This window comes from Pontibacter brevis, from assembly GCF_054779655.1.
Map to the genome: position 1 here is coordinate 63,606 of NZ_BAAGXV010000031.1, position 23,056 is coordinate 86,661.

At 50.0% G+C, this 23,056-nt stretch carries 13 protein-coding genes; 5 read left to right on the top strand and 8 right to left on the bottom strand.

Features of this window, described 5'->3' with window-relative positions; genetic code table 11:
• Positions 1-231: 231 nt before the first annotated feature.
• From ACYVB1_RS10285 to ACYVB1_RS10310, 6 genes are all read right to left on the bottom strand, one after another.
• A complete protein-coding gene (locus tag ACYVB1_RS10285) occupies positions 232-1,416 on the bottom strand; it encodes a C40 family peptidase (RefSeq protein WP_460923487.1) in 1,185 nt (394 codons plus the stop codon).
• Between the two features lie 63 nt (positions 1,417-1,479).
• Entirely contained in the window at positions 1,480-2,739 is a 1,260-nt protein-coding gene (locus tag ACYVB1_RS10290; RefSeq protein ID WP_460923488.1) for a DUF819 family protein, read from the bottom strand.
• 89 nt (positions 2,740-2,828) lie between these two features.
• Positions 2,829-3,908: an aminotransferase class I/II-fold pyridoxal phosphate-dependent enzyme gene (locus ACYVB1_RS10295; protein WP_460923489.1), complete on the bottom strand. Its 1,080-nt coding sequence runs from the start codon at positions 3,906-3,908 to the stop codon at positions 2,829-2,831.
• Positions 3,908-4,921, bottom strand: a complete 1,014-nt coding sequence (locus ACYVB1_RS10300) for a dipeptide epimerase (protein WP_460923545.1) — start codon at positions 4,919-4,921, stop codon at positions 3,908-3,910. The genes ACYVB1_RS10295 and ACYVB1_RS10300 overlap by 1 nt, the downstream gene beginning before the upstream one ends.
• 146 nt (positions 4,922-5,067) lie before the next feature.
• Entirely contained in the window at positions 5,068-6,423 is a 1,356-nt protein-coding gene (locus ACYVB1_RS10305) for a D-alanyl-D-alanine carboxypeptidase (protein WP_460923490.1), read from the bottom strand.
• A 20-nt stretch (positions 6,424-6,443) separates the two neighbouring features.
• Positions 6,444-7,397: an N-acetylmuramoyl-L-alanine amidase gene (locus ACYVB1_RS10310; protein ID WP_460923491.1), complete on the bottom strand. Its 954-nt coding sequence runs from the start codon at positions 7,395-7,397 to the stop codon at positions 6,444-6,446.
• 603 nt (positions 7,398-8,000) lie between these two features.
• Here ACYVB1_RS10310 and ACYVB1_RS10315 point away from each other — a divergent pair.
• The 4 genes from ACYVB1_RS10315 to ACYVB1_RS10330 all read left to right on the top strand — a co-directional run bounded on the left by ACYVB1_RS10315 (position 8,001) and on the right by ACYVB1_RS10330 (position 15,510).
• Entirely contained in the window at positions 8,001-11,114 is a 3,114-nt protein-coding gene (locus tag ACYVB1_RS10315) for a SusC/RagA family TonB-linked outer membrane protein (RefSeq protein WP_460923492.1), read from the top strand.
• A gap of 11 nt (positions 11,115-11,125) precedes the next feature.
• Positions 11,126-12,544 (top strand): SusD/RagB family nutrient-binding outer membrane lipoprotein, encoded by a 1,419-nt coding sequence (locus ACYVB1_RS10320; RefSeq protein WP_460923493.1) that lies wholly within the window; start codon positions 11,126-11,128, stop codon positions 12,542-12,544.
• Between the two features lie 484 nt (positions 12,545-13,028).
• The gene (locus ACYVB1_RS10325) at positions 13,029-14,531 is read left to right on the top strand and encodes a circularly permuted type 2 ATP-grasp protein (protein WP_460923494.1); all 1,503 of its coding nucleotides are present in this window, start codon (positions 13,029-13,031) and stop codon (positions 14,529-14,531) included.
• Positions 14,532-14,562: 31 nt separating this feature from the next.
• Complete coding sequence (locus tag ACYVB1_RS10330; RefSeq protein WP_460923495.1) at positions 14,563-15,510, top strand: alpha-E domain-containing protein; 948 nt, start codon at positions 14,563-14,565, stop codon at positions 15,508-15,510.
• 64 nt (positions 15,511-15,574) lie between these two features.
• On the opposite strand, the gene ACYVB1_RS10335 is transcribed toward ACYVB1_RS10330, so the two are convergent.
• A complete protein-coding gene (locus ACYVB1_RS10335) occupies positions 15,575-16,867 on the bottom strand; it encodes a serine hydrolase (RefSeq protein WP_460923496.1) in 1,293 nt (430 codons plus the stop codon).
• A gap of 382 nt (positions 16,868-17,249) precedes the next feature.
• On the opposite strand from ACYVB1_RS10335, the gene ACYVB1_RS10340 reads away from it, so the two are divergent.
• Positions 17,250-18,836, top strand: a complete 1,587-nt coding sequence (locus ACYVB1_RS10340) for a hypothetical protein (RefSeq protein ID WP_460923497.1) — start codon at positions 17,250-17,252, stop codon at positions 18,834-18,836.
• 106 nt (positions 18,837-18,942) lie between these two features.
• On the opposite strand, the gene ACYVB1_RS10345 is transcribed toward ACYVB1_RS10340, so the two are convergent.
• A complete protein-coding gene (locus tag ACYVB1_RS10345; RefSeq protein WP_460923498.1) occupies positions 18,943-23,046 on the bottom strand; it encodes a chemotaxis protein CheB in 4,104 nt (1,367 codons plus the stop codon).
• Positions 23,047-23,056: the final 10 nt, after the last annotated feature.

Genomic DNA, 23,056 nt, shown 5'->3' on the forward strand with positions numbered 1-23,056 from the left:
TGCGTTCGGCACCGCATCAAATACAAGGCGCTCAACCCAAAGACTGGAAACACATTCACTTCGTGCTGACAAATTTTGAAAGCAAAATACTAATACCTTATGGTGTTACAGCTATGATATGATTTGGTATTACTCATTTCTGCCATCTTATAAAGGAACGTGTGCATTAACTATAAGCAACCCACAAGATCCTTTACAGGATGACAGAGGCGAACTGCTTAAAATAAAAGCCTACTCATAAAGCGAGGCGGTGCGTAAGTCCAGTGTCTCTTGTGGGGAGATCCGTTTTGCCCGCAGGAAGCGCTTTAACTCGCTCTCTTCGAAGTTAGGTGCGTTCGGATTCATACTGCTGACGCGCACTTTTCCGGAAGAGTGGATAAATTCCTGATCACCGCCAATCCACATGCCTACATGCACCACGCGCTCTGGCTTGCCGTCTTTGGCAGGCACACCAAAGAAAAGTAAATCGCCCGGGCGCAAGTGCTGCCATCCTGCTGAGGTATCCACCAGTTCGCCTAAATGCACCTGCTGCGAAGCATCACGCGGCAATACCAGCCCGTTCATGAAATAAACCGTCTTTGTAAAGCCACTGCAGTCAACGCCTTTAAAAGAAGTGCCGCCCCATAGGTAAGGTACGCCGAGTAATCCTTTGCTGGTCTGCACCAGGTTTTCTTCTGTTGGCTGTCGGCTGGCTACCCAATCTTTATACATAACTGCACTGCTTTCAGGAACATACCCTGTGCGGTTATCCGGAAAAGCAACCTTGTAAAAGCCCGCTGCCTTTTCCTGCAACAGCATAACATCCCCATACACTAAGTCCGATACGGTAGCACCGGAAGCATCAGGCCCTGCATAGGCAAAGCCATAGGGGCTGGTATATAATAACTTCTGGCCCTGTTGCCAGTTATTAAAATTGCTGCTGTTCATGAGCGTAATACCGCCTCCGTCTACCCAGGCCAGGTACTTATCCGGCGTCTGCACCAGGTACCAGCTGTCGTCCTTTTTCCATACCTGCAGTGGCGTACCCATGGTAGCCTGCGTAGCCAACTCTGCTGAATGCTTTGGCTGTGAGCGCAGGTTTGCTACTGATATGGTGACAATGGCCTGCTGCTCTTCTCCCAGTTCTGCCTCCGGCAGCACCTGTATGCTGTCTACGTAAGCAACATTGGCTGCCTGTAACCGCTCCAGCAAAGCTGCTTTCGCCTCGGGCATATTCGTTTCGCCTCTTAGCACTGCTCCGTTCTGCTCCACCTGAAACAGTGCCACACGTTTGTCCGGGGCATACTGTTGGCGTACAGCATCAACATGAGGCTGTAAAGTAGCAACTTCTGAAGCAGAGGATGATGGCAACGTAGTATTGCCAGCCGTACACGACACAAGGAAGCAGAACAGAAGGAAGAAGGGGCTTTTTTGCATGAGGAACAGGAGTTTGGTATAGTATGTTAACGCATTACAAAGGCTGTGCAGTTCATTCTTCCTTTATGGGGCCACCATTTGCATCAAAAGGCCACAAATGTAGGCGGCGTAGGTGCCGATGGCGTAGCCGAAAATAGCCAGCAACACCCCAACCGGGGCCAGCGCAGGGTGAAAAGCACTGGCAATGATAGGCGCAGATGCCGCTCCGCCAATGTTCGCCTCGCTTCCTACTGCCAGGAAAAAGAAAGGTGCTCTTATCAGCCTGCCCACTATCACCAGGAGCAGCAGATGAATGATAACCCAGATAAAACCAACCAGGAAGAGGCCAGGCTGGCTCACAATGGCGGTGATGTCCATCTGCATGCCAATAGTGGCCACCAGCAGGTAAAGGAAAACAGAGCCGATACGGGAAGCCCCTACTCCTTCCAGTTCACGGGCTTTGGTAAATGACAGCAGCACACCAAATAGGGTGGCGATCACCACCAGCCAGAAAAAGCCGGAGGTAAGGCTGAACTGCTCCAGGTACGGCGCATTCGTTTCAATCCAGGGGGCAATGATATCAGCAAAGAAATGGGAGATACCCGTAATGCCCAGGCCCACTCCTACCACCATCATGGTATCGGGCATAGTAGGGATGCGCATGATGCTGAGCCTATATTTCTCCACTTTTTCCTGTAGCTCGTTCACAGCGGTACTGTCTGCTCTGAAAAACCTGTCCAGCTTTTCTGCTTTACCGGCGCCGAACAGCAGCACCGCCAGCCAGATATTCCCCACGATTACGTCTACGGCAATCATGGCAGAAAAGAGGTTCGGATCAGGCTGAAACACTTCGTACATGGCTAACTGGTTTGCACCACCTCCAATCCAGCTGCCGGCAATGGTAGTTAAGCCGCGCCATACGGCATTGGGTCCTGCGCCTCCCACAATATCAGGCGCAAAGGAAGATCCAATCAGAATCGCCAGCGGACCGCCGATCAGAATACCCATTGTGCCGGTAATAAACATGGCGCCGGCCTTGTGCCGCAGCTTCCAGATTTCTTTTAAATCAAGGCTGACAGTAAATAACACCAAACTGGCTGGCAGCAGGTAGCGCGACGCAACGTGGTACAGCCCCGACTGCTCCCCGGATATAACCCCGAATGAATTTAACAAACTCGGAATCAGGTAGCACATCAGCACAGAGGGTACCACGGAGTAAAACTTTCTGAAAAAAGGATGCTTGCTGGAAGATGTTTTAAAAACGAAAGCCAGTATCAATACTAAAATGCCCAGTACAACGGCATCGTTGGTGATAAGAGGTGTCTGTTCAGAGACTTGCTCCATATAGGTTGGTTTAAAATAGAGTCAGAAGAAGAAATAAATTTCCCCGGCGTTTTGCGAGGGATGTAATTTGGGAAGAGGCAACCCTCGGATTATGTTGGTGCAGCGCAGAACTTGTTAATGAGGTCTGTCAGGCGCTGCAGGTCTTCACGGGTATGCAGGCTGTTCAGGATAACACGCGTAATGGGTTCATGTGCGGGCGTTGGGTAACAGAAGCTGGAAATAAGCACCTTGTGTTGCTGCAGGAACGGGCAAAGATCTTCCCGGTGCGTGCTGAAGACGGGGTAATGGTCAAAGAAGTTAAACATTTCAGGCCGCTCCAGCAGGTTCCGGAAAAAGGCGATGTTGGAAAGTAGCTTTTGCCGGGCCTCCGCAAAAACACCCTTACAGCGGTTAAAAGCATAGAGATAGGCGGGCACAGCAGGCGAAGCTCCACCAAAATACGGGCTCGCTTTCAGTTGCGTTATCAATTGCCTGTTGCCCAGCACAACACCCGCCGGAATGCCAAAAGCTTTCCCAAGTGAGCTGATAACGACAAGGCGCACATGCGGCACTTGCGGCACTTGGCTATAAATACCCGCGCCATCCGCTCCGGTTACGCCAAAGCCGTGGGAGTCGTCGATGAGGAGGGTAAACTGCTTCTCACAGGGTAAAGCGCTTATCCAGCTGAAGGAATAGTTGCGTGCCTGCAGCGGATCAAGGGAGTTGCACACGAGCACGAAGTGTTGCTCCGGCATATTCGGCACCGCTTGTATCAGCCAGTCCGCCCACTCTTCAAACTCCAGTGCTGTATCCGGTGCGTCAGTTGGGTGGCGCCACACGGCTGGGTGCGTATCGGGTGCATACAGAAAACGTCCGCTGCCCTGCAGTGTCTGTATCAGTGTCTGGCCTGCCAGGAAACCGGACGACATGGTCAGCGCTGCTTCCGCGCCGGTGTACGCCGCCAAGTAACTTTCCGTCTCTTCGTACACCTGCAGCTGCAGGTTCGAACGTCTGGAGCTGGAATAGTTGGTGCCGTACCGCCGCATGCCTTCCACCAGACAGTCCCGAAACTCCTCGTTGCAGGAGATGCCGAGGTAAGAGGTGCCGCTGAAATACAGGTACTCCTCCCCCTCTACCAGGAGTGTGCGCCCCGGCAGTTGGTCAGTATGTACACGTTCAGGTTCCGACATCAGGCTAGCAGGGTGGTTCCGGTTCCGTTTTCTGAGCTGTAGCTTACTTTGCCGTAGTCAATGGTCACACCGCTGGCAATATCCTCGCGCAGGAGCAGCGCACCATCCATGTCCACATAGTCGAGCAGTGGCAGCAGCTGTGCAATGGCCGATATACCCACCGAGGACTCCGTCATGCAACCAACCATTACCTTCATGCCCAGCTGCTTGGCTTCAGCAATCATCCGGCGGGCAGGTGTAAGACCGCCGCATTTCACCAGCTTCACGTTCACCCCATGGAAGTGACCCTGGCACTTTTTCACATCGTCTTCGGTGATGCAACTTTCATCGGCAATAAGTGGCAGCGCGGAGTGCTGGTATACTTCTTTCATGCCTTCCATATCGTCGGCCCGCATCGGCTGCTCTATGAACTCCACACCCAATTCCTTCAGCTGATGCGAGTTTTGGATTGTTTCTTCCACACCCCAGGCACAATTAGCGTCTACCCGAAACACAGCATCCGTATGCTTGCGCAGTTCCTTCACAATGGCCACATCATTTGGTGTACCCAGCTTGATTTTATAAAGCGGCCACGGGCACTCCTTCAGCTTTTTCACCATGTTTTCGATGGTGTCGATGCCGATGGTATAGTCGGTGAGGGGCATCTGGTTTGCCTCCAGGCCCCACAACTGGTACAGTGGTTTGCCGTGCATTTTGCCGTACAGATCGTTTGCAGCTATATCGAGGGCACAAAGAGCAAAAGGGTTATCGGCCAGCAAAGGCTGCATCTGCGCCCAGAACTCCTCCGGACTACGAAGCTCCGCCGACTCAATCTGCTCCCGGATATTCTCCAGCGCATTCGTCATATTCTCGATAGTGAAGCCGTAATAGGGATTACTGGTGGCCTCGCCATAGCCTTTGTATGGGCCCTGCTGCAACTCCACAATCAGTGTTTCCTGTACATCGCGTGAGTCGTAGGAGATGGTAAAGGTGTGTTTGAGCGGTAGGTCGAAATTACGAATGGTGAGTTTCATCATAGTTTTGTTTTGGATAGGGAAAATATGCACTTTTATTAATATCTGCCACTTCCCGGGTAGATTTACTTTGAGATACGGTGGTAATGGATGCAGTACCGCTACAGATACTGCAAACAACCTGACACTACATGCCACATCAAAACTCAGTACTTTTCATGCACCTCCGTCATGATACGCACCATCTCTTCGCGGATTTCGGACGTAGGCACGGCGTAGTTGTTGTTCATAAAACTGAAGAGCAGTAGCTTGCCGCTCTTGGTGAGGATATAGCCGCTCTGGTTGTGCACATGCGACAGGGTGCCCGATTTACCGAACACAAACGGAACATCTGCTTGGTAGATGCTGCGGAAAGTCCCTGGTTTCCCTCCTGTTGCCAGCAGGGGCAGCAAACGTGCATCTGGCCGCTCCTGCCGCAGCTTTTGCAGCAGGGCGATGATGCTGCGCGGAGTAAACATGTTCATGGTCGAAAGGCCTGAACCATCTACCCACACCGGCTTATCCGGCAGGTCTGCCAGGTAGTTCTCCAGCGCATGTTTGATGCCACGCTCTACTGACAGGGTATCGGAGATGGTACCGGAGCAAAGCACCATCAGCTGCTCGGCCAGCAGGTTATCGCTTACCTGCAGCATACGCTTGTAAACCGTGTCAGCTGGCAAGCCATACAGCGTCTGCGCATCCTGCGGCACAGGCTGCCTGAGCCACTCCACGGGACGCTTCAGCGTATCGGCCAGCAGTTGCACCGTCATTTCAGGCGAGGTGATAAAAGGCACTTCAACCGAGAAGTCATCCTTGGTGCCCTTCGGGTAAAACGTCAGGTTGTTGGTGCGCCATTCCCGCACAAAGGCACCGCTCCGTGACGTTCCTGCTGTATCCGCTTTTACAAGCGGCTTGAACCATGCAGGAGCAGTGGTATAAGGGTTTGCCTCTGTGCGGGCAAACTTGATGATGTTGCCGTGTATGGGAAAAACACTCCGCTCCGGCTGATAATAGTAGTTGTAGTCATCCCATCCCCAGTTGGTGGCAAAAGGCGTGCTGGCAAAAGGCGCTTCTATGTAATATAGCTTCTCGGGCCGGTTCTTCAGGAAATCATAAGCAACAGTATTCTTCAGGTCCATGTGGGTGAAGGTTGGGTCGCCGGTTCCCCAGAACAGCAGCGAGTCTTCCCGCACCGCATACTTCAGCGCCGGAATAGAGTCGCCCAGCATTTTAAGGCAGGCATAGAAAGTGAACAACTTGGTGTTGGAGGCAGGTACAAAATATTTATTTGCATTATGCTCCACCACCATCTGTTCCAGTTCCGGGTCATACAGCGCAAAACCTACGAAACGCTGCTTCAGCACCTCCGACTCCGCCACCTGCCGTTTGATTTCAGCCGGGCCGTAGGCAGTAGAGGCAACGGGTGCGTTTTTGGAAGTGCTGCAGGATAGCAGCAACAAAGCACTCAGGCATGCGAGAAGGTATGGCCGGAGGCGCGCAGCAAGGGATGTAAGTAATATCATGATTCTTTTGAAGGAAGAATTTAGAGGTACTTTTTATAGAGGTTGTACAGCACAATCTTATCCTGTTCTGTGAGCACAGGCGTGATATCGGTCTGTATAAAATGCAGCTTAAAGGACCGTATGGCCGCTTCCATGTCCTGCGTATCATAGCCAATTATCCGGAGTGCCTCCTGCGGGTTGAAATGCGCCGGGTAAAATTCAGGTACTTCAACAGGAACAGTATCCGCTACAGCCACACTGCCTGCTGTAGCAGTGCTATCCAGTGCCAGCGTCACAACAGCAGAGTCAGGAGTTTGTGTAGCAGCGGTGTGCAGGAAGTAATCGCCCAGTACACCTTCATCATACCACAACCCGTACCCGTTCTCTGCCAGCAGTTTCCACGGAAACGTAGGGTTCGGGTCTACTTTCCGGACCGGCGCGATATCTGAATGGCCTATAAAGTTGGCCGTTGAGATGTGGTGCGTCTTTTTCAGGATAGCCAGCACTTTCAGCAGGCTGTTGATCTGCGGCTCCGTAAAAGGTTCTTCTCCATTATTGTCAAGTTCAATGCCTATGGAGGAAGAATTCAGGTCTGTGTTATTTCCCCATTTACCTGCGCCAGCATGCCATGCCCGCAAATAATCGTTCAGCATGTGGTATACCTGGCCATTCTTTCCGATCACGTAATGGGCACTTACCTGCGTTGCCGGCTCTGTAAATGTTTTCAGGGTTTGCTCTGTCGAGTTTTGAGCGGTGTGGTGAATAACCACATAGTTTGGCCTGCGCATGCTGAAATTGGTGGTGCCTACCCAGTAATTGCCCTGTTGCAGTGTTTCTTCTTCAGGGTTTAACGCCGGGAACACACGAAGCGCCCGCGTGTATGCTTTCACCTGCTTTTTATGTGCACGGTTTGTTGCGGCATAAGGGTTAGCAGAGCAGGATGCCACCACAACTGCCAGCAGCAGCAAAAGCGAATGGCGTAAGTTCTGTTTCATGTAAAAATGCGTTGTTGTTACTCGAATGTAAGAATTATATTGATGTGCCGCCATCAACCGGTCCTGCTATCATTTTCAAATCTCTTCCCTAAGTAGCTTTCGCTGGAAAAATTCTGTGTGGCATTGCCCACTTTCAGCACATCAGAATGTTCCATCCAATAGAGTGTGTCGTCTGCCAGCACAAGGGCGTTTCTAATATTTTTATTTAGAAGACAAAGCCGCAGCATACAGGAGAAGCTTTGAGTGCTTCATATAAAGCAGCTTTAACGACCAGTTTCGCCTGGCTTTCTTCTTATTTATTAGCCGCACTAAATCAACCAAAGAGATTCTACAGGTACCTGATTTCAAACCGGTTATCCACTTAATTCCGTAAAACATCTCAGCTTACACTGGTAAATACCATATTTTATAAATATATTCATTCCACTTACAGCAGTACACTATAGGCAGCTGTACACTACAGGCTGAAAGCAGCAGGCTATCTGCCTCTTTATTCCTATGGCACCCCCTTACTTCACAGGAGGTAACTCCTGGAACAGAACAAGATAATAAAGCTATATATTACCACTCTTTAATATTGTTTACAGTTTAACCCTATAAATTATGAGAACAGTTTATACTTTTCTACTGCTGCTGTGCTGGACCACCTGTGCCTTAGCACAGGGTAGCATTGTCACCGGCAGGGTCACGGGTGCAGCGGAAGGCACGGGTCTGCCGGGCGTGAGTGTTATTGTGAAAGGAACCACGACAGGTACCGCAACCGATGCAGAGGGTAATTACCAGATCAGGGTTCCGGACAACAACGCGGTACTGGTATTCCGGTTTTTGGGCTACGAAACCAAAGAGGTGCCAGTTGGAAACCAGTCAGTTGTCAACGTCACTCTGGGAACTGACACGAAGCAACTTACTGAAGTAGTGGTAACAGCACTGGGAATTACGCGTGAGAAGAAGGCACTGGGTTACGCCTCCCAGGAAGTGAATGCCGAAGAACTGACGCAGCACCGCCAGCCTAACGTGTTGAATGCCATGCAGGGCAAGGTAGCGGGAGCCGTTATTTCCAGCACAGGAGGTGCCCCCGGCCAGGGTACTAATATACAAATCCGCGGAATCAACTCTATTGATCCCAACCGGCCTAACCAGCCGCTCTTTGTGATTGATGGCATCCTGATGGATAACACCACCTCTACCTTCGGACAGGGTGCAGAGCTTCGGGGCATGAGCAACAGATTGGCGGATTTAAACCCGGATGACATTCAAAGCATTAACGTGCTACGGGGTGGTGCTGCTACTGCATTGTATGGCCTCAGAGGTGCTAACGGCGTGGTGGTTATCACCACAAAAATGGGTTCACAAGGCACCTTGCGCGTTAACCTGACCAGTACGGCTGGTATCGAAGAAGTAAACAAATTCCCGGATGTGCAGGACACGTACACACAGGGGTATTTAGGAGTATATGATCCGGAAAGCTTCTGGCCGTCCTGGGGACCGACGGTGGCAGAGGCCCGTCAGATTGACCCTACCCATCCTGCTGAACTTTACAACCACTTTCGCGACGCTTACGAGAAGGGAAGCCAGTTCAGGAACACACTTTCTTTCTCCGGCGGAACGGAGGCTGTTACTTTTCTTTCTTCTATCTCACATTTCAGACATGAAGGCGTATTGCCCTTTACTGATTATGAGAATGTCTCTGCCCGCCTGAACGCAGATATCAAGGTAAGTGACAAATTTAGGACAGGAGCCAATTTCAATTATATTAACTCCGGAGGAAACCGCTACAACGCAGACCGTTTTAACGAAAGCCTCAGTTATTGGTCTCCGCGTTGGGATGTAACAGACTTCAGAAAGCCGGACGGCACCATGAACACATACCTCAACAATAACCCTATCTATGGCGCTGCCACAAACCAGATGGAAGACGACGTAAACAGGTTTATCGGTGGCTTAAGCTTTGGCTACAAGCCGCTTAACTGGCTGGACCTTAGTTACCGTATTGGTCTGGATACTTATAACGATGACCGCACCGCTACAGCGCCAGGTCCCCGTGGATTTGCCGATGAAAGAGTGTATGAAGACAATGGACAGGGTTTCATAAATGAGTATACCACCAAATTCAGAGCCATCAATTCTACTTTTATTGCATCCCTCAACACCTCCTTCGGCGAAAACTTTAACGCTACCCTGCGGCTTGGCCATGAGTTGTATGACAGGAGGGTAAAGAGTTTTGGTGCAGAAGGCAGAGAACTGGCGGTTTACGATTACTTTAACCTGACAAATGCCCGATTCCTGAACTCGAGGCAACAGTTTGAGGAGTATCGCTTGATGGGTATCTTTGGGGAGGCTTCCGTGGATTATAAGGACTTCCTTTTCCTGACATTAACAGGCCGAAACGACATTACGTCTTCACTGGAGCGCCCTAACAACTCCTTCTTCTACCCTTCTGCCAGCCTGAGCTATGTGTTTAGTGAGCATCTGGACCTTCCTGAGTTCATCAACCAAAGCAAGTTTAGGGTCTCTTATGCACAGATAGGTAAAGATGCCTTGCCTTACGCCACCTCCTCCGGCTATGCTACCTATACAGGCCTTCCGACCGGTTATACTGGCTACACCCGCTCTTCCTTGCTGGGTAACGAGAGTCTGCGTCCGGAATTTACCGACACCTATGAGGCAGGCCTCGAAATGTCTTTCCTTAACAACCGCCTGGGTTTTGATCTGACCTACTACTACTCGCTAAGCAGGGACCAGATCCTGAACATTGATGTGGCCAATACCACAGGTTTTATAAGAGCAGCCGTTAACTCAGGTGAAATGCGCAACACTGGTATAGAACTGGTTCTGAACGCGACTCCGGTAGCCACCAATAACTTTACCTGGGATTCAAGACTTATCTTCTCTGCCAACCGCAACAAAATCCTGAGTATCCGGGAAGGGCTGGAAGAGATAGCCTATGCGTCGCAGTTCGGCTATGTTGGCTCCACCGTTACGATGAAGCTGATACCCGGAGAAGCCTACGGCAACATTTACGGTTCCCACTACCAGCGCTATTATGGCCCTGGCGAAGAACCAGACCCGCTTTTCCTGGATGAATCGAGGCCCATTGTGATTGGGGAGAATGGCTTCCCGGTACGGGCACCGCTTTCGAGCCAGAAAATACTGGGCAACTCACAACCCGATTGGATTGCAGGCTTTACAAACACTTTCACTTACAAAAGCCTGAGCCTGACAAGCTTGTTTGACGCCCGTGTAGGCCACGAAAAATATAACCAGATGGGCAACTTCTTCTCCGCCTTTGGTATTGCGGAGTACACCGAAAACCGCAATAATGTAATTGTGTTTGATGGTGTGCTGGCAGATGGAACGCCCAATACCAAGCCCGTGTGGCTGGGCCAGGGTGTAGGACCTGACGGTGTAAACTACGGCAACGGCTTCTACCGCAACGTACACCGGGGCGTGTCTGAGAACTTTGTGGAAGATGCCTCCTGGGTTCGCCTGCGTTCCCTGACGCTGAACTACCGCCTGCCTGAGCAGTGGTTTAACAGCATCTTTATCCGAAACGCAAATGTTTCCCTGACCGGCAATAACCTTTGGCTGTCCACGAACTACTCCGGATATGACCCGGAAAACAGTTCAACGCCTAGCGGCAGCAACGTAGACGGCTTTGCCGGTTTTACTTATCCGGCGGTTAGAAGCTACCTGTTCACCCTTAACCTTGGATTCTAATCAGAAGCGATATGAAAAAAATATTCAGATATACGTTTGCCTTCCTGATGATGGGGGCACTGTTCAGCTTGCAGAGCTGCGAGGACTATTTTGACCTGGATGAGAATCCGAACCTGGTCAACAATCCTCCTTTGGCCACTATGCTGGCCACCACCACGCAAAAAACCGGCCTCAACAGCCAGCGGGTGGCGAATATAACATCCTATTTTGTACAGTACCTGGCTGGCCCTACCGCCGGAGGATCAACAGACACCTATCAGGTAACAGATTACACCAGCACCTGGGACGCCTTGTACTTGGCCATGGCCGACATTTATGACATGAAGCAGAGGGCTATAGAAGAGGGTGCCAGTGAATATGTTGGCGTAGCCAACGTGCTGATGGCTTATAACCTGAGTCTGGTAACTGACCTATGGGGAGATGCTCCCTACAGTGAAGCCTTTGTTAGCACCACCCTTACGCCAGGCTTCGACTCGCAGCAGGAACTGTACAACACCTCTTTACAATTGCTCAATGAAGCTATAGCGGAGTTATCCAAAACAGACTCACGAGTACTGTTAAATCCGGAAAGCGACCTGATACACGGTGGAGACAAAGAGAATTGGATAAAAACCGCTTACGCACTCAAGGCAAGGTTTCTGAATAAGGTGAGCGAAACCGCTTCCTATGACCCTGAAGCAGTACTAAGCGCTGTTGAAAATGCCTATACCTCCAATGCTGACAATGCCGGCATGGGTGTATTCCAGACACGGAACCCCTGGGCAGCCATTGCACTGAACAACGAGAACCTTGTATTAGGCGGTTGGCTGTCAGAGCAGTTTGTGGAGCACCTGAAAGGCACAACGACCGGCGTTTTTGACCCGCGTATTGAACAGATAACGGACCCCACCATTCATGGAGAATATGTGGGTACCCCCAACGGTGCAGGCAACGTAGGATCAGCCAGTAGCACAGTCAGAGATGAGTCCTACATTTCCCGTAACTCACCTCTGACAGGAGATGAGTCTCCTTTGATCCTTATCTCCTACCCTGAAGTGAAGCTGATTGAAGCAGAGGCGGCTTTGCGCGCCGGACAAACAGAAAGAGCCTATGCGGCCTACCTGGAAGCGATTGAGGCAAGCATGGATTTGCTGGAGGTAGATCCGGCTGCCGCCGAAGAGTACCTGTCTGACCCGGCCGTAGCTGTAGGGGCCTCCAATCCCACACTCGATCGTATCTTTGAGGAGAAATACGTGGTCACCTACCTGAACCCGGAAGCATGGAATGATGCCCGACGGTATGATTATGCTTATGAAGGCTTTGAGCTACCTGTTGATGCAGACTTATCGACATTTATTCGCCGGGTAGCTTATCCGCAGGGAGAGGCATCCAAGAACCCAAACACTCCTGAAAGCCCTGCGCTGTCAGAGACACTTTGGTGGGACCAGTAAAACTCACCCTGCTACAAATAAATATTAGCAAGAAAACAAAAAGCCGCTGCCTCTGCAGCGGCTTTTTGTTTTCTGTATTTTCTATGATGATGCTACCTCCCTGTCAGCGATATGACTCTCCCTTGCCTGCTTCACATTTACGGGCAACTCAACCTTCTTACTGTCCTGGCATTATTTGTATTTCTAACCCAGCAGCTTCTTGTTTCCAGTTAAACAGGAGGCTATTGCAATTTCCTATGTGTTGCGCTAACCGGATGAATGAAGGCAACGGAATGATGCAGAACTCTCTTCCTAACTTGTCAAAAACCATCCTGCAAAACACTCGCTCTGCTGATGCGTTGAACACATATACATTTCTCCGGAAGCCTACTGTATGAAGTACATCTTTATTGTTTCCGGCTGAAAAGGCAAAAACGAATTCGCAATAAAACCAGGTATACATCATTTGCTTAGAGACACCTGGTGCTGATGTTAAGAAAAGGAAATGCAGCACATCAATACAGATACAAAGGCCGGATTATTCGAAACTTACCGCGTAAGCCCTGATTTCCTGGATGAGGTTTGTTCCGGCGACGGTACGGTTAAGCCCGCTTACAAAGAAGTGATAAATTACTTTGGGCAATTCACAGCAGCAGACCTGGGCAGGCTCTATGAACACGCGCACCTTTCATTCTTTCACCAGGGGATAACCTTTAAGCTCCCCTCTGACGAAGGCAAAGTGCGCGAACGGGTTTTTCCTTTCGATCTCTTACCCAGGATCATCACCGGCAAAGAGTGGGAGAAGCTGGAGAAAGGAGTCATCCAACGGAACATGGCCATCAACGCGTTTATTCATGATGTTTATCATCAGAAGCATATTTTCAAAGATCGGGTGGTGCCACAGGACCTGATCATGGGCTCCGTGCACTACACCCGGGCAATGGAAAGCCTCAATCCGCCAGGAGGTATACACAATCATATTTCCGGCACAGACCTCGTTAAACACAGCGACGGCAAATACTATATCCTGGAAGACAACGTTCGCAGCCCCTCGGGCATGAGTTACGTGCTTTCGAACCGACAGGTGATGAAGCAGACTCTGCCGCAACTGTTCGGAAAGTACGCCATCAAACCTGTCAGCAGCTTTACCGACTACTTCCTGAGCATGGTGCGATCGGTGGCGCCAACCGGAGTAGACGACCCCTGCTGTGCCGTGATAACGGATGGCATGCAAGCCTCGGCTTATTTTGAGCATGCTTATATGGCCCGCAGCATGGGGGTTCCGCTGGTGGAGGGCAAGGACCTGTACGTGGAACAGGATACAGTTTATATGAAAACGCTTGCTGGGCCCCGGCGTGTAGACGTGCTGTATAAACGGGTGGATGATGAGTTCTTCGACCCGCTGGTGTTTAAGGCTGACTCAGTTTTTGGGGTACCAGGTATTATGAACGCTTACCGGAAAGGCACTATCTCCCTGCTGAACGCACCGGGCTGCGGAGTTGCTGACGACAAGGCAGTCTACAGCTATGTGCCTGACATGATACAATACTATTTAGGCGAAGACCCTATCCTCAACAACGTCAAAACCTACCGTTGTTCAGAGGACAGCGACTACAAATACGTCATAGAAAATATGGAGAAACTCGCCATCAAACCGGTGGATGCGTACGGAGGCAAAGGCATATTGATTGGCAATGCTGCCACAAAAGAGGAACTGAGCGAATACAGGCAGAAGATTGCGAAAGACCGCAGCAAGTACGTAGCACAACCGATTATGGCCCTTTCAAACCATGCCACCTACATAGAAGAAAACAACGGGTTCGAGCCCCGCCATGTGGATTTGCGCACCTACACCCTGATTGGTAAAGACATGCAGCATGTGCTACAGGGGGGGCTGACGAGAGTGGCACTGACAGAAGGAAACATGATTGTCAACTCCTCACAGGGTGGCGGCTCTAAAGACACCTGGGTGCTGGAGCAGCAGGCAAACACGGCACTGCAGGCTTAATCAACTTAATCAGGCAATAAAACAAAAACATATGCTATCAAGAAGTGGGAAAAAGGTCTACTGGATGGGACGTGACCTGGAATGGGCAGAGTATGTAGCTCTTTACACAAAAGTACACTTTGAGTCCCTGATGGATTTACCGGTAACGCAGCAGAAAGAAACCGTACTGGAAGCTGTACTGCAGGTGGCAGACGAACATGAAAACTACTTTTCTACCCATGCACAGCTAAAGGCGGAGGAGGTGCTTTCTTTCATTACCATGGACAAAGCAAACCCTGATTCCATCCTGGCTTATGTAAACCGGATACGGGAACTCGCAAGAGGCGCCCGCGATACTTATTCTCCTGAATTGTGGGAGCATATTAACGGCTTCTATCACGCAATGAACAGCTATAGCGCTGAAGATATCAGCAGGGAAGGTGTCCATAGCTTTACCGGGAAAATAGCATCAAACAGTTTCCAAATCAAAGGCTACTTATTAGACAGCATGCTCCGGAATGAAGCATGGGTGCTCTTTTCACTTGGTATTTACCTTGAAAGAACCCTGCTGGTCGCACGTACGCTTTTGCATCAGGTATGTGCGACCACAAAACAGGAAGATGCAGGGCAGGACGACCCCGAAAATAACTTTCAGTATGTACTCCTGCTGGAAAGCATGGGAGCCTACGGCATGTTTAAACAGGTGTACCAGAAGAACGCTACCCGAGCGCTTGCGCTTGACTTCCTGGTGTTGAATACAACATTCCCAAAGTCAATTGCATTTAACCTTTCCTCCATACACGCGAAACTAAACAACCTATTTGACCTACAGCATGAAGAAAAACAACAGCTTGAGGCTACCTTACAAAAAATACAGACGCAATGTGAGGCGTTTACCCCTGGGGATGAGGCTGGGAAAATAGCAGATTTTCTGGAAAAGACGGCAGATAACCTGAAGGAGTTTGCCCAGCAGCTAGAACAGACTTACCTGAAGTTCTGATTTACGGGTACCGGATAGCTGAACTACTGGCCATCATGCAGCACTCGCAGCGAGATGGTGCACGCTATCTGCTCTTGCCCTCCTCGTCATGGATCCTGAACTTCTCCAGGTTGGGAAGGTGCTTCTTTTTTCGCTTTAACTCATGCTGGTAAATAGCCTGCCCTAAGTCTTTCATGAAAGGAAAACCTACTTCTTCGTACTCAGACTTATCGTCGTTAAAGATTTCATTCTCATTTACCAGTATAACCGCTGTGAGGAGGAATTCCACCTTATTTTCGAAGTCCACCACGTAGGCATTATCTATCATGAAACCGTAGGCATTGCCTATCTTATTAAATATCCGGATGTTATCGGGTATCCGTTCCTTCGAATTCCCAAACATCAGGAATTTAACATAGCTGTCAGGGTACTCCTGAGGGTCGTAGGCAGGATAATCGCTTTCGCGCGGCAGCATCGACATGTACTTGTACAGAAAAGCGTAGTCATCAGGCGTAAGATTAAACCGCTGCTGCGCCGGCACTGATTCCGGGAACAGTGTTGTTTTAAGAATTTCGTGCAAATTTTCTACGGAGATGTAATTCTTGCCCGAAAAATCCATCGGCTCATTTATAAACCTGTCGTCCTTGTAGTGGCCTTTCCCCAGCAGTGCGGTTTTTAACCGGGCGGGCACAGGTTCAGGGTTCTCCCGGAGTGGCTGCCGGTACAGTACTTTGTCTCCGGCATAAAAGGTAAAAGGGTTGGTGTGGGCATTTTCATCAGGACGCAGGAAAATGGACAGCCGGTGCACCAGCCGCACATCGTGAAAGCCTTTCTGGTGCAACGCCTGGTTTAGTTGCTGCTGCCCTATAAACTCATACAAGCGGTTATAGGCATCATTGTCACTAACCAGCATTACCTTTTTGATATAATGCGCTATACTCGGAAGCCCGTTTTCTGAGCTGCTATCAGCTTTCACGGCACTCTGCCCGGAATACGCACTGTCTATCTGTAAAGCTGTATGCTTGTTCAGGCCTGGTATATTCATCTCATTTAGCTTCTCCAGTGCTACCAGCGCCGCCGGCAGCTTTACGGTACTAGCCGGGTAAAAATACTCCTGCGGGTTGAGCCGATAGTTGTAGGAAGTAAACCGGGGCTGGTTTTGAGCATCCCGGTCTATCTGCGTGTACAGGATCTGCACCCGGTACTTTCCAGAATTATTCAGTATCTCCTGAAACTTGTCCGGTTGTTGCTTCAGTATTTTCTGGATCAGCTTTCTTGACAACATCTTCTGTGCAGCGGCAGGTATTTGAAACAGAAACAAAGTGGCAGACAGAATGAGCAGGCAAAAACTGCTGCGCAGGTAGATTTTATGTATCATGGCCTCGGGTGTTCCAGGCTTAATATACAGACTTTTATGAATCTTCCATATACGCTGCTGAAAGTCAACCCACTCTTTTCCCCTGCCACACGAGCTGTGCAACAATGGTCATACGCTGGAGGCCAGGGCATAATACCCGGTTCTCCACCTCAAGCTTGTTTTTGCCTGTACCATTGCCTTAACCAAGGCAAAAAGAAAAAATATTAAAAGAATATATTCGTTGTAAGGGCACTGTTTCCTTCAGGAAGAGCCTGATTTGGCCTGTTGCTATTTATTTACTGCTGGTTCAGAATATATTAGTGGCAGCGCTCTTTTGCAGTACATCATCCTTTACTAACTTTAAAGTCTTCGCCAAGCCTGAATTTTACGTCTATTTTCCTTTATGAAAAAAAGCATTCTATTTTTTTCTGCATTTTTATCTTTCGTCACAAAAGTATCTGCCCAGGATGAACCGGCAGAAGTACCGGCTCCTACCGTTATAGCCTCTCCCCTGAAACTTAACTTTCCGGAAAAACCGAACTGGAACATCCTGAAAGAAGGGCAAAAACTTGAATTTACAGCAAAAGCCTCAGGTGGTACCGACAGCAGTTTTACCTACACCCTTAACCAGGGACGCGAGGAAGGGATGGTATTTGATTCACTTGGCCGCTTCTCCTGGACCCCCAGCTACGATTTTGTAGACCGGCTGAGTAATGAGCGCACGACGCAGCTTCTTTTTGAGGCAAAAAACAAGAAAGGAGAAAGCGTAAGCCAGGTAGTAGAACTGAAAGTGGAGCATGTAAACAGGCCGCCAGTTGTGGGCGAACTGAAGCCGTTCTATGTCCGGTACAGTACCCAAAACACCTATACCATCGAATCGTCGGCAGTAAAGGACGAAGACAATGACCCTATCGTGTTTGTGCCTGTTACCAACGCCATGCCGCAGGGGGCCAAGCTTTCAGCACAGGGAGAGTTTACCTGGAAGCCCTCCACCAGCCAGTTCAGGCAGCTACAGAAGGAACCGCTTATGCTGGAGTTTTACGTAGAAGACCAGCCGGGAAAAGCGCGCACCAAAGGTTCTTTCAAGATCGCCGCCACCCAGCAGGACCTGCCGCCCAGCATCCAGATGATTCCGTCCCAGAAAAGGTTTGTGTATGATGAGAATGCCACCATCAACATCATGTTTCAGCTGACCGACGAGAACGGGGAGAGCGATATCGCTTCCTTCAGTTTCATTTCTGACAACACCAATGTCCCTGCTTCGGCGCTTGTAAAGAACACCCCCTCCCAGTATGAGTTTATCTGGAAGCCGGGCTATGACTTTGTGAAGGACCCGCAGGATTCCCTTACGTTCAACGTCACCTTTTTTGTATTGGACAGAGCAAACCAGCGGGATACCCGAACAGTGACTTTCTCTATCCGGAACACGGTGAATGAGGAGGAAATGGACCAAAAGCTGTACAGTGAATACCGGGCGTCGCTGGTAAAAGCGTGGGACCTGATGGAGCAGCTGAAGGAGGCTGAAAAGGACCTTAAGAAGAAGTACAACCGGGCTAAAAGAGGGAAAAAAGGCAGGTCACTTACCAACGCCTCTTTAGGAGCTGTAACAGGTATTTCGCCTGTGGTAGTGGAGGAGCCTACTACCTCCAAAAAAATAACAGCCGTAGGAGGCACCATGGTGATGACGATCGGAACACTGGAAGCAACGGAAGTAATCGGCCGCTCTACCAAAGACCTGATAGAACGCCTGAACTACATCATAGAAAAGCGAAATGAGCTGCAGACGAAAGGCGACATATTTGCCCGGAAATATGCCCTTAAATCTTCGCGCCGCAGCCCGGACTTTATGAAGGATGTGGATAATTTTGTGACCGTTATGAGCCTGAAGGGAATGGTGGCCCTGGAACTGGACGCTGGCTGGCAGAACAAGTCTAAACCGACAAATGAAAACGTAGCCAAAACGTTTAAGGACTTCAGCGGTGAGAATTAAAAGCCAGGAGGATTAAGCAAGCCATAGACTATTCTCCTTTTCCTGATTCAGAATTCTGCCCCCTGTTTCTTACAGCATGCTGCCAGGAAACAGGGGGTTTTTATATTTACTCATTCTTAAAATACAGCCTGAAGGTTGTTCCCTTTCCTTCTTCACTTTCCACTTCTATTTTACCGCCGGCGTTATCCATCATGCGCTTTACAATGTAAAGCCCCATGCCCGTACCGTCTACATGCGAGTGGAAGCGCTTAAAGAGCGTAAACATCTTCCCCAAATTCTCCTCGCTTACACCTAAACCGTTATCCGCCACAGTAACCATTACATGCCCCTCTCCCTGCTCTGATTTGATGCTCACCCGGGGTTGCCGGTCCGGAGAACTGTACTTGATGGCATTGGTCACGAGGTTGTACAGAATACTGTAAAGGTTCTTCCTGGAGAAGCTCACATGAGTTGCCTTTTCAAAATCGGTCTCCAGCTGGCCCTGCGCCTGTGTAACTAATTCCTGGATGTTGGCTTCAACATTTTTATACACCTCCTGCAGCTCCACCAGTTCTGCTTCGGCATCAACATCGCGCTGCACTTTGGCAATATCCGTCAGGTCTTTTATAACATCCTTAAACCTGCGGATGGAGTCCTTGGTCATATCGAACAGGGGCTTGGTTGGCTCGCCCGGCAGCGGGTCCGACGACTCTATCTGTTCCTCCAGCAGCAGCAGCAGCCCCTCTATGTTGGCTACCGGTGCTTTCAGGTCGTGTGAAGCCGTATACACAAAGGTATCCAGGTCAGCATTTACCTTGAGCAAGTGCTCGTTGGTGTTTTGCAGGCTTTCCTGTGTCGCCTTCAGGTCCGATAAATCAATAAAGGAGCCCAGCACACGGTACGGTATCTGGTACTCGTTTTGCAGAATGTAGGCCCGGTTCGCTACATAGGCATAAGTGCCGTCTTTTCTGGCAATACGATACTCCCCCGACCACTGGTCCTTGCCGTTATTTACGGCCTGGTTTATTCCCTTTACCATCTGCGCCCTGTCCTCGGGGTGCACCAGGTCGAACCACCCCTGCACACCCGGGTCCATCTCTGTTGTTGCATACCCCAGTATAGTGTGCAGGTTCTCGCTCCACCAAATCTCATTTGTCACCAGGTTCCAGTCCCACACCACGTCATTTGTGGCCATCGATACCAGCCGGAAGCGCTCCTCGCTATCCGCCAGGGCCTGCGTGCGCTCCGCCACCCTTTTCTCCAGCTCATTATTCAGCCTGATCAGGTCTTCCTCTGCCTTTTTGATTTCTTCGTAAGCAAGTAAAACCTTTTCTTCAATAGTTTTCTTCTCCGTGATGTCGGCCATTGTAATGGTTAACCCATCCCCCATTTTCACAGCGGCTATCTCGTACCATGCTTTATGATTGTGGTTCACCTCCAATTGCTGTTCAATGTGCAGCGGCTGGCCGGTTTCCACCACGCTCACATACTTTTTAAACAGGCCGCTCTTTTTCAGAAACGGCAGCACAGTTGATACACTGCTGTTTACTAGCTGGACATTGGTCTTGCCTACCAGTTCTTCTGCCTTTCTGTTCAGCAGGCTCCAGGTAAAGTCTGTTATTACTTGCTGCTCGTTGCGCACAGCCCGGAAAGCCATGATGTTGTTCAGGGAACTGTTAAGTACCCCCTGCACCACATTGCTGAGTTCCTTCAGTGTCGTTACGTCCACAAAGCTGAGAACTACGCCATCTCTATTGCCATTGTGCTTCAGGTACGGAATGATGCGCATGAGGTAGCATTTGCCCTGGTTGGTTTCTACCTCCTGCTCTACCTCTGTGGAGGTGTTATTCACCTGCTGTATGCTCTCAAGTAAACCGGCAGACTTCAGGTTATGCGACAGGTGATGGATAGGCCGCCCCAGGTCACTGTCAATGATGTTGATCAGCTCTTTTATAGAGGGTGTAAACTTGCGGATCACGAGGTGATTATCGAGAAAGAGCTGCCCGATGTTAGAGCTCCGGATATAGTTATCCAAGTCTTCGTTCAGCTCCTGCAGCTCTTTTATCTTTAGCTGGTGCTCTGTGTTGACTGTATGCAGCTCCTCGTTCAGCGACTGCATCTCCTCGTTGGAGCTTTGCAGTTCTTCGTTAGAGGACATCAGCTCCTCGTTGCTGGACTGCAGCTCTTCGTTGGAGGTACTTAGATCCTGCACTGTTAAATGCAGCCCTTCCCGTGCTTCCTTCAGTTCCATCTCCAGAGCAGCGAGCTGCTGGTAATAGTCAGAGTCCGATACCATGGACAAATCAGTGGTCTTCTGCAACTGGCTGGCCTGCCCTATTTCCTGCAGCAGAATCAGAATGACCCTGGGTTGGTTTTTATCGGCATCAATGAGTTTGATCGAGACATTCACAAACCACTCTTTCTTGCCGTTTTTTACGGCCACCTGCCGTGCGTGTACTTTCCTGTTCTGCTTCAGGGCCTTCCGTATTCCCACACTGAAGGTTACTGCCAGCTCTTCGGGCACCATTTTCAGGAGGTTGAAATGCAACCGCTTGTTAGGGAATTTCAGGAAGCGACTGATGTCCCCAATGCCGTGCAGCAGCTGGTAGTTTTCATCCACATAAAGCCCTGTTACTTTAAAGTCCTCGGCTACGGCATCCATAAAAGAGTCGCTATAGCGGTTTAGCTGAGCAACCCTAAACGTGGACTGGCTTTCAGTGGACAAGGCAGGAGCGTAATCTGTGATACCGTAGTTTTGCTGTATGCTCCGGCTTTCCTTTATCTTCTGGTAGAGTTTCCACTTTCGGTTTTCCTCTGAAAAAAAGGACTTCAGCTCCCCAATGTGCTCGCTGGGCCCCAACAGCAGGTAGCCATGCTGGTTCAGGGCATAGGGGAACAGGGAAAGTACTTTCTTCTGCAGGTCCGGATTAAGGTAAATGAGCATGTTCCGGCAACTAATCAGATCTATCCGGCCAAAAGGCGGGTCTTTCTGCAGGTCATGCTGGGCAAACACCACCAGTTTCCGAATCTCCTCATTTACAACAAACCGCTCGCCACGCTGGTGGAAAAAGCGCTGCAGCCTCTCTGCAGAAACATCTTTCTCTATAGAGGCCGGGTAAGAGCCCTTGGAAGCCTGCGTAATGGCGCGCTTGTCGATGTCTGTGGCAAAGAACTTTACAAGGGGCTCTCTTCCTATCTCCTCAAAGCATTCTTTAAAGAGTATGGCCATGGAATACACCTCCTCCCCTGTGCTGCAGGCCGTTACCCATACTTTAACAACCTCACCCTCCGGCTTACTTTCAATTATTTTCGGGATGACGTCCTGCTTCAGCATCTCGAAAGCCTCAGGGTCGCGAAAAAAACGGGTAACACCGATAAAAAAGTCCTGGCAGATATGGGTGATCTCTGCGGGATTCTCATGCAGGTAATTGAGGTAACCGCGCAGGTTTTTCACCTGCAGTGCGTCCATACGCTTCTGGAGCCTCCGCCTGATTGTCGGCTGTTTATAATTAGAGAAATCAGTTTGTGTGTGGGTACAGATCAGGTCCAGTATTTCCTGTAATACCGCATTATCGTCTCCCCCTTCCTGGCTCTTCGCAAGCGCCTGCGCTAGTGGCACTTTGCGGGTATAACCAATTATCTCTTCCGGCATACGCTCCGGCGACAGTACATAGTCTGCAAAACCGGCATCGATGGCGCTTCGGGGCATGCCATCAAACTTGGCGGATTTGGGGTCCTGTACCACCACCATGCCTCCTGCGTCTTTGATGGCTTTGCCGCCTTTTGTTCCATCAGATCCTGTGCCCGACAAAACCACCCCAATGGCATAGCGGCCCAAGTCTTTCGCCATAGACTCAAAGAAAACATCAATGGCAAAGTTTGGCTCCCGGTCCCGCATTTTATCTGTTAGCCGAAGACGGCCTTTTTCCAGCGTCAGTTGCTTGCCACTGGGCAACACATAAACACAGTTCGGCCTGGTGAGCATCCCATCCTCCGCCTCCTGCACCTGCATCTGCGTATGCTTCGAGAGCAGCTCTGCCATCAGGCTCTTGTGGTCCGGCGACAGGTGCTGAATAATAACAAAAGAAAAACTCGAGTTGCTCGGGAAATGGTCAAACAGCTGATGAATGGCCTGTAAACCACCCGCGGAAGCACCAATACCCACCAGATAATGATCTGCGGGGCGGGCTGGTTCAACTCGGGCAGGCGCTTGTGTATTCATGTCAATCATAAAACACTGG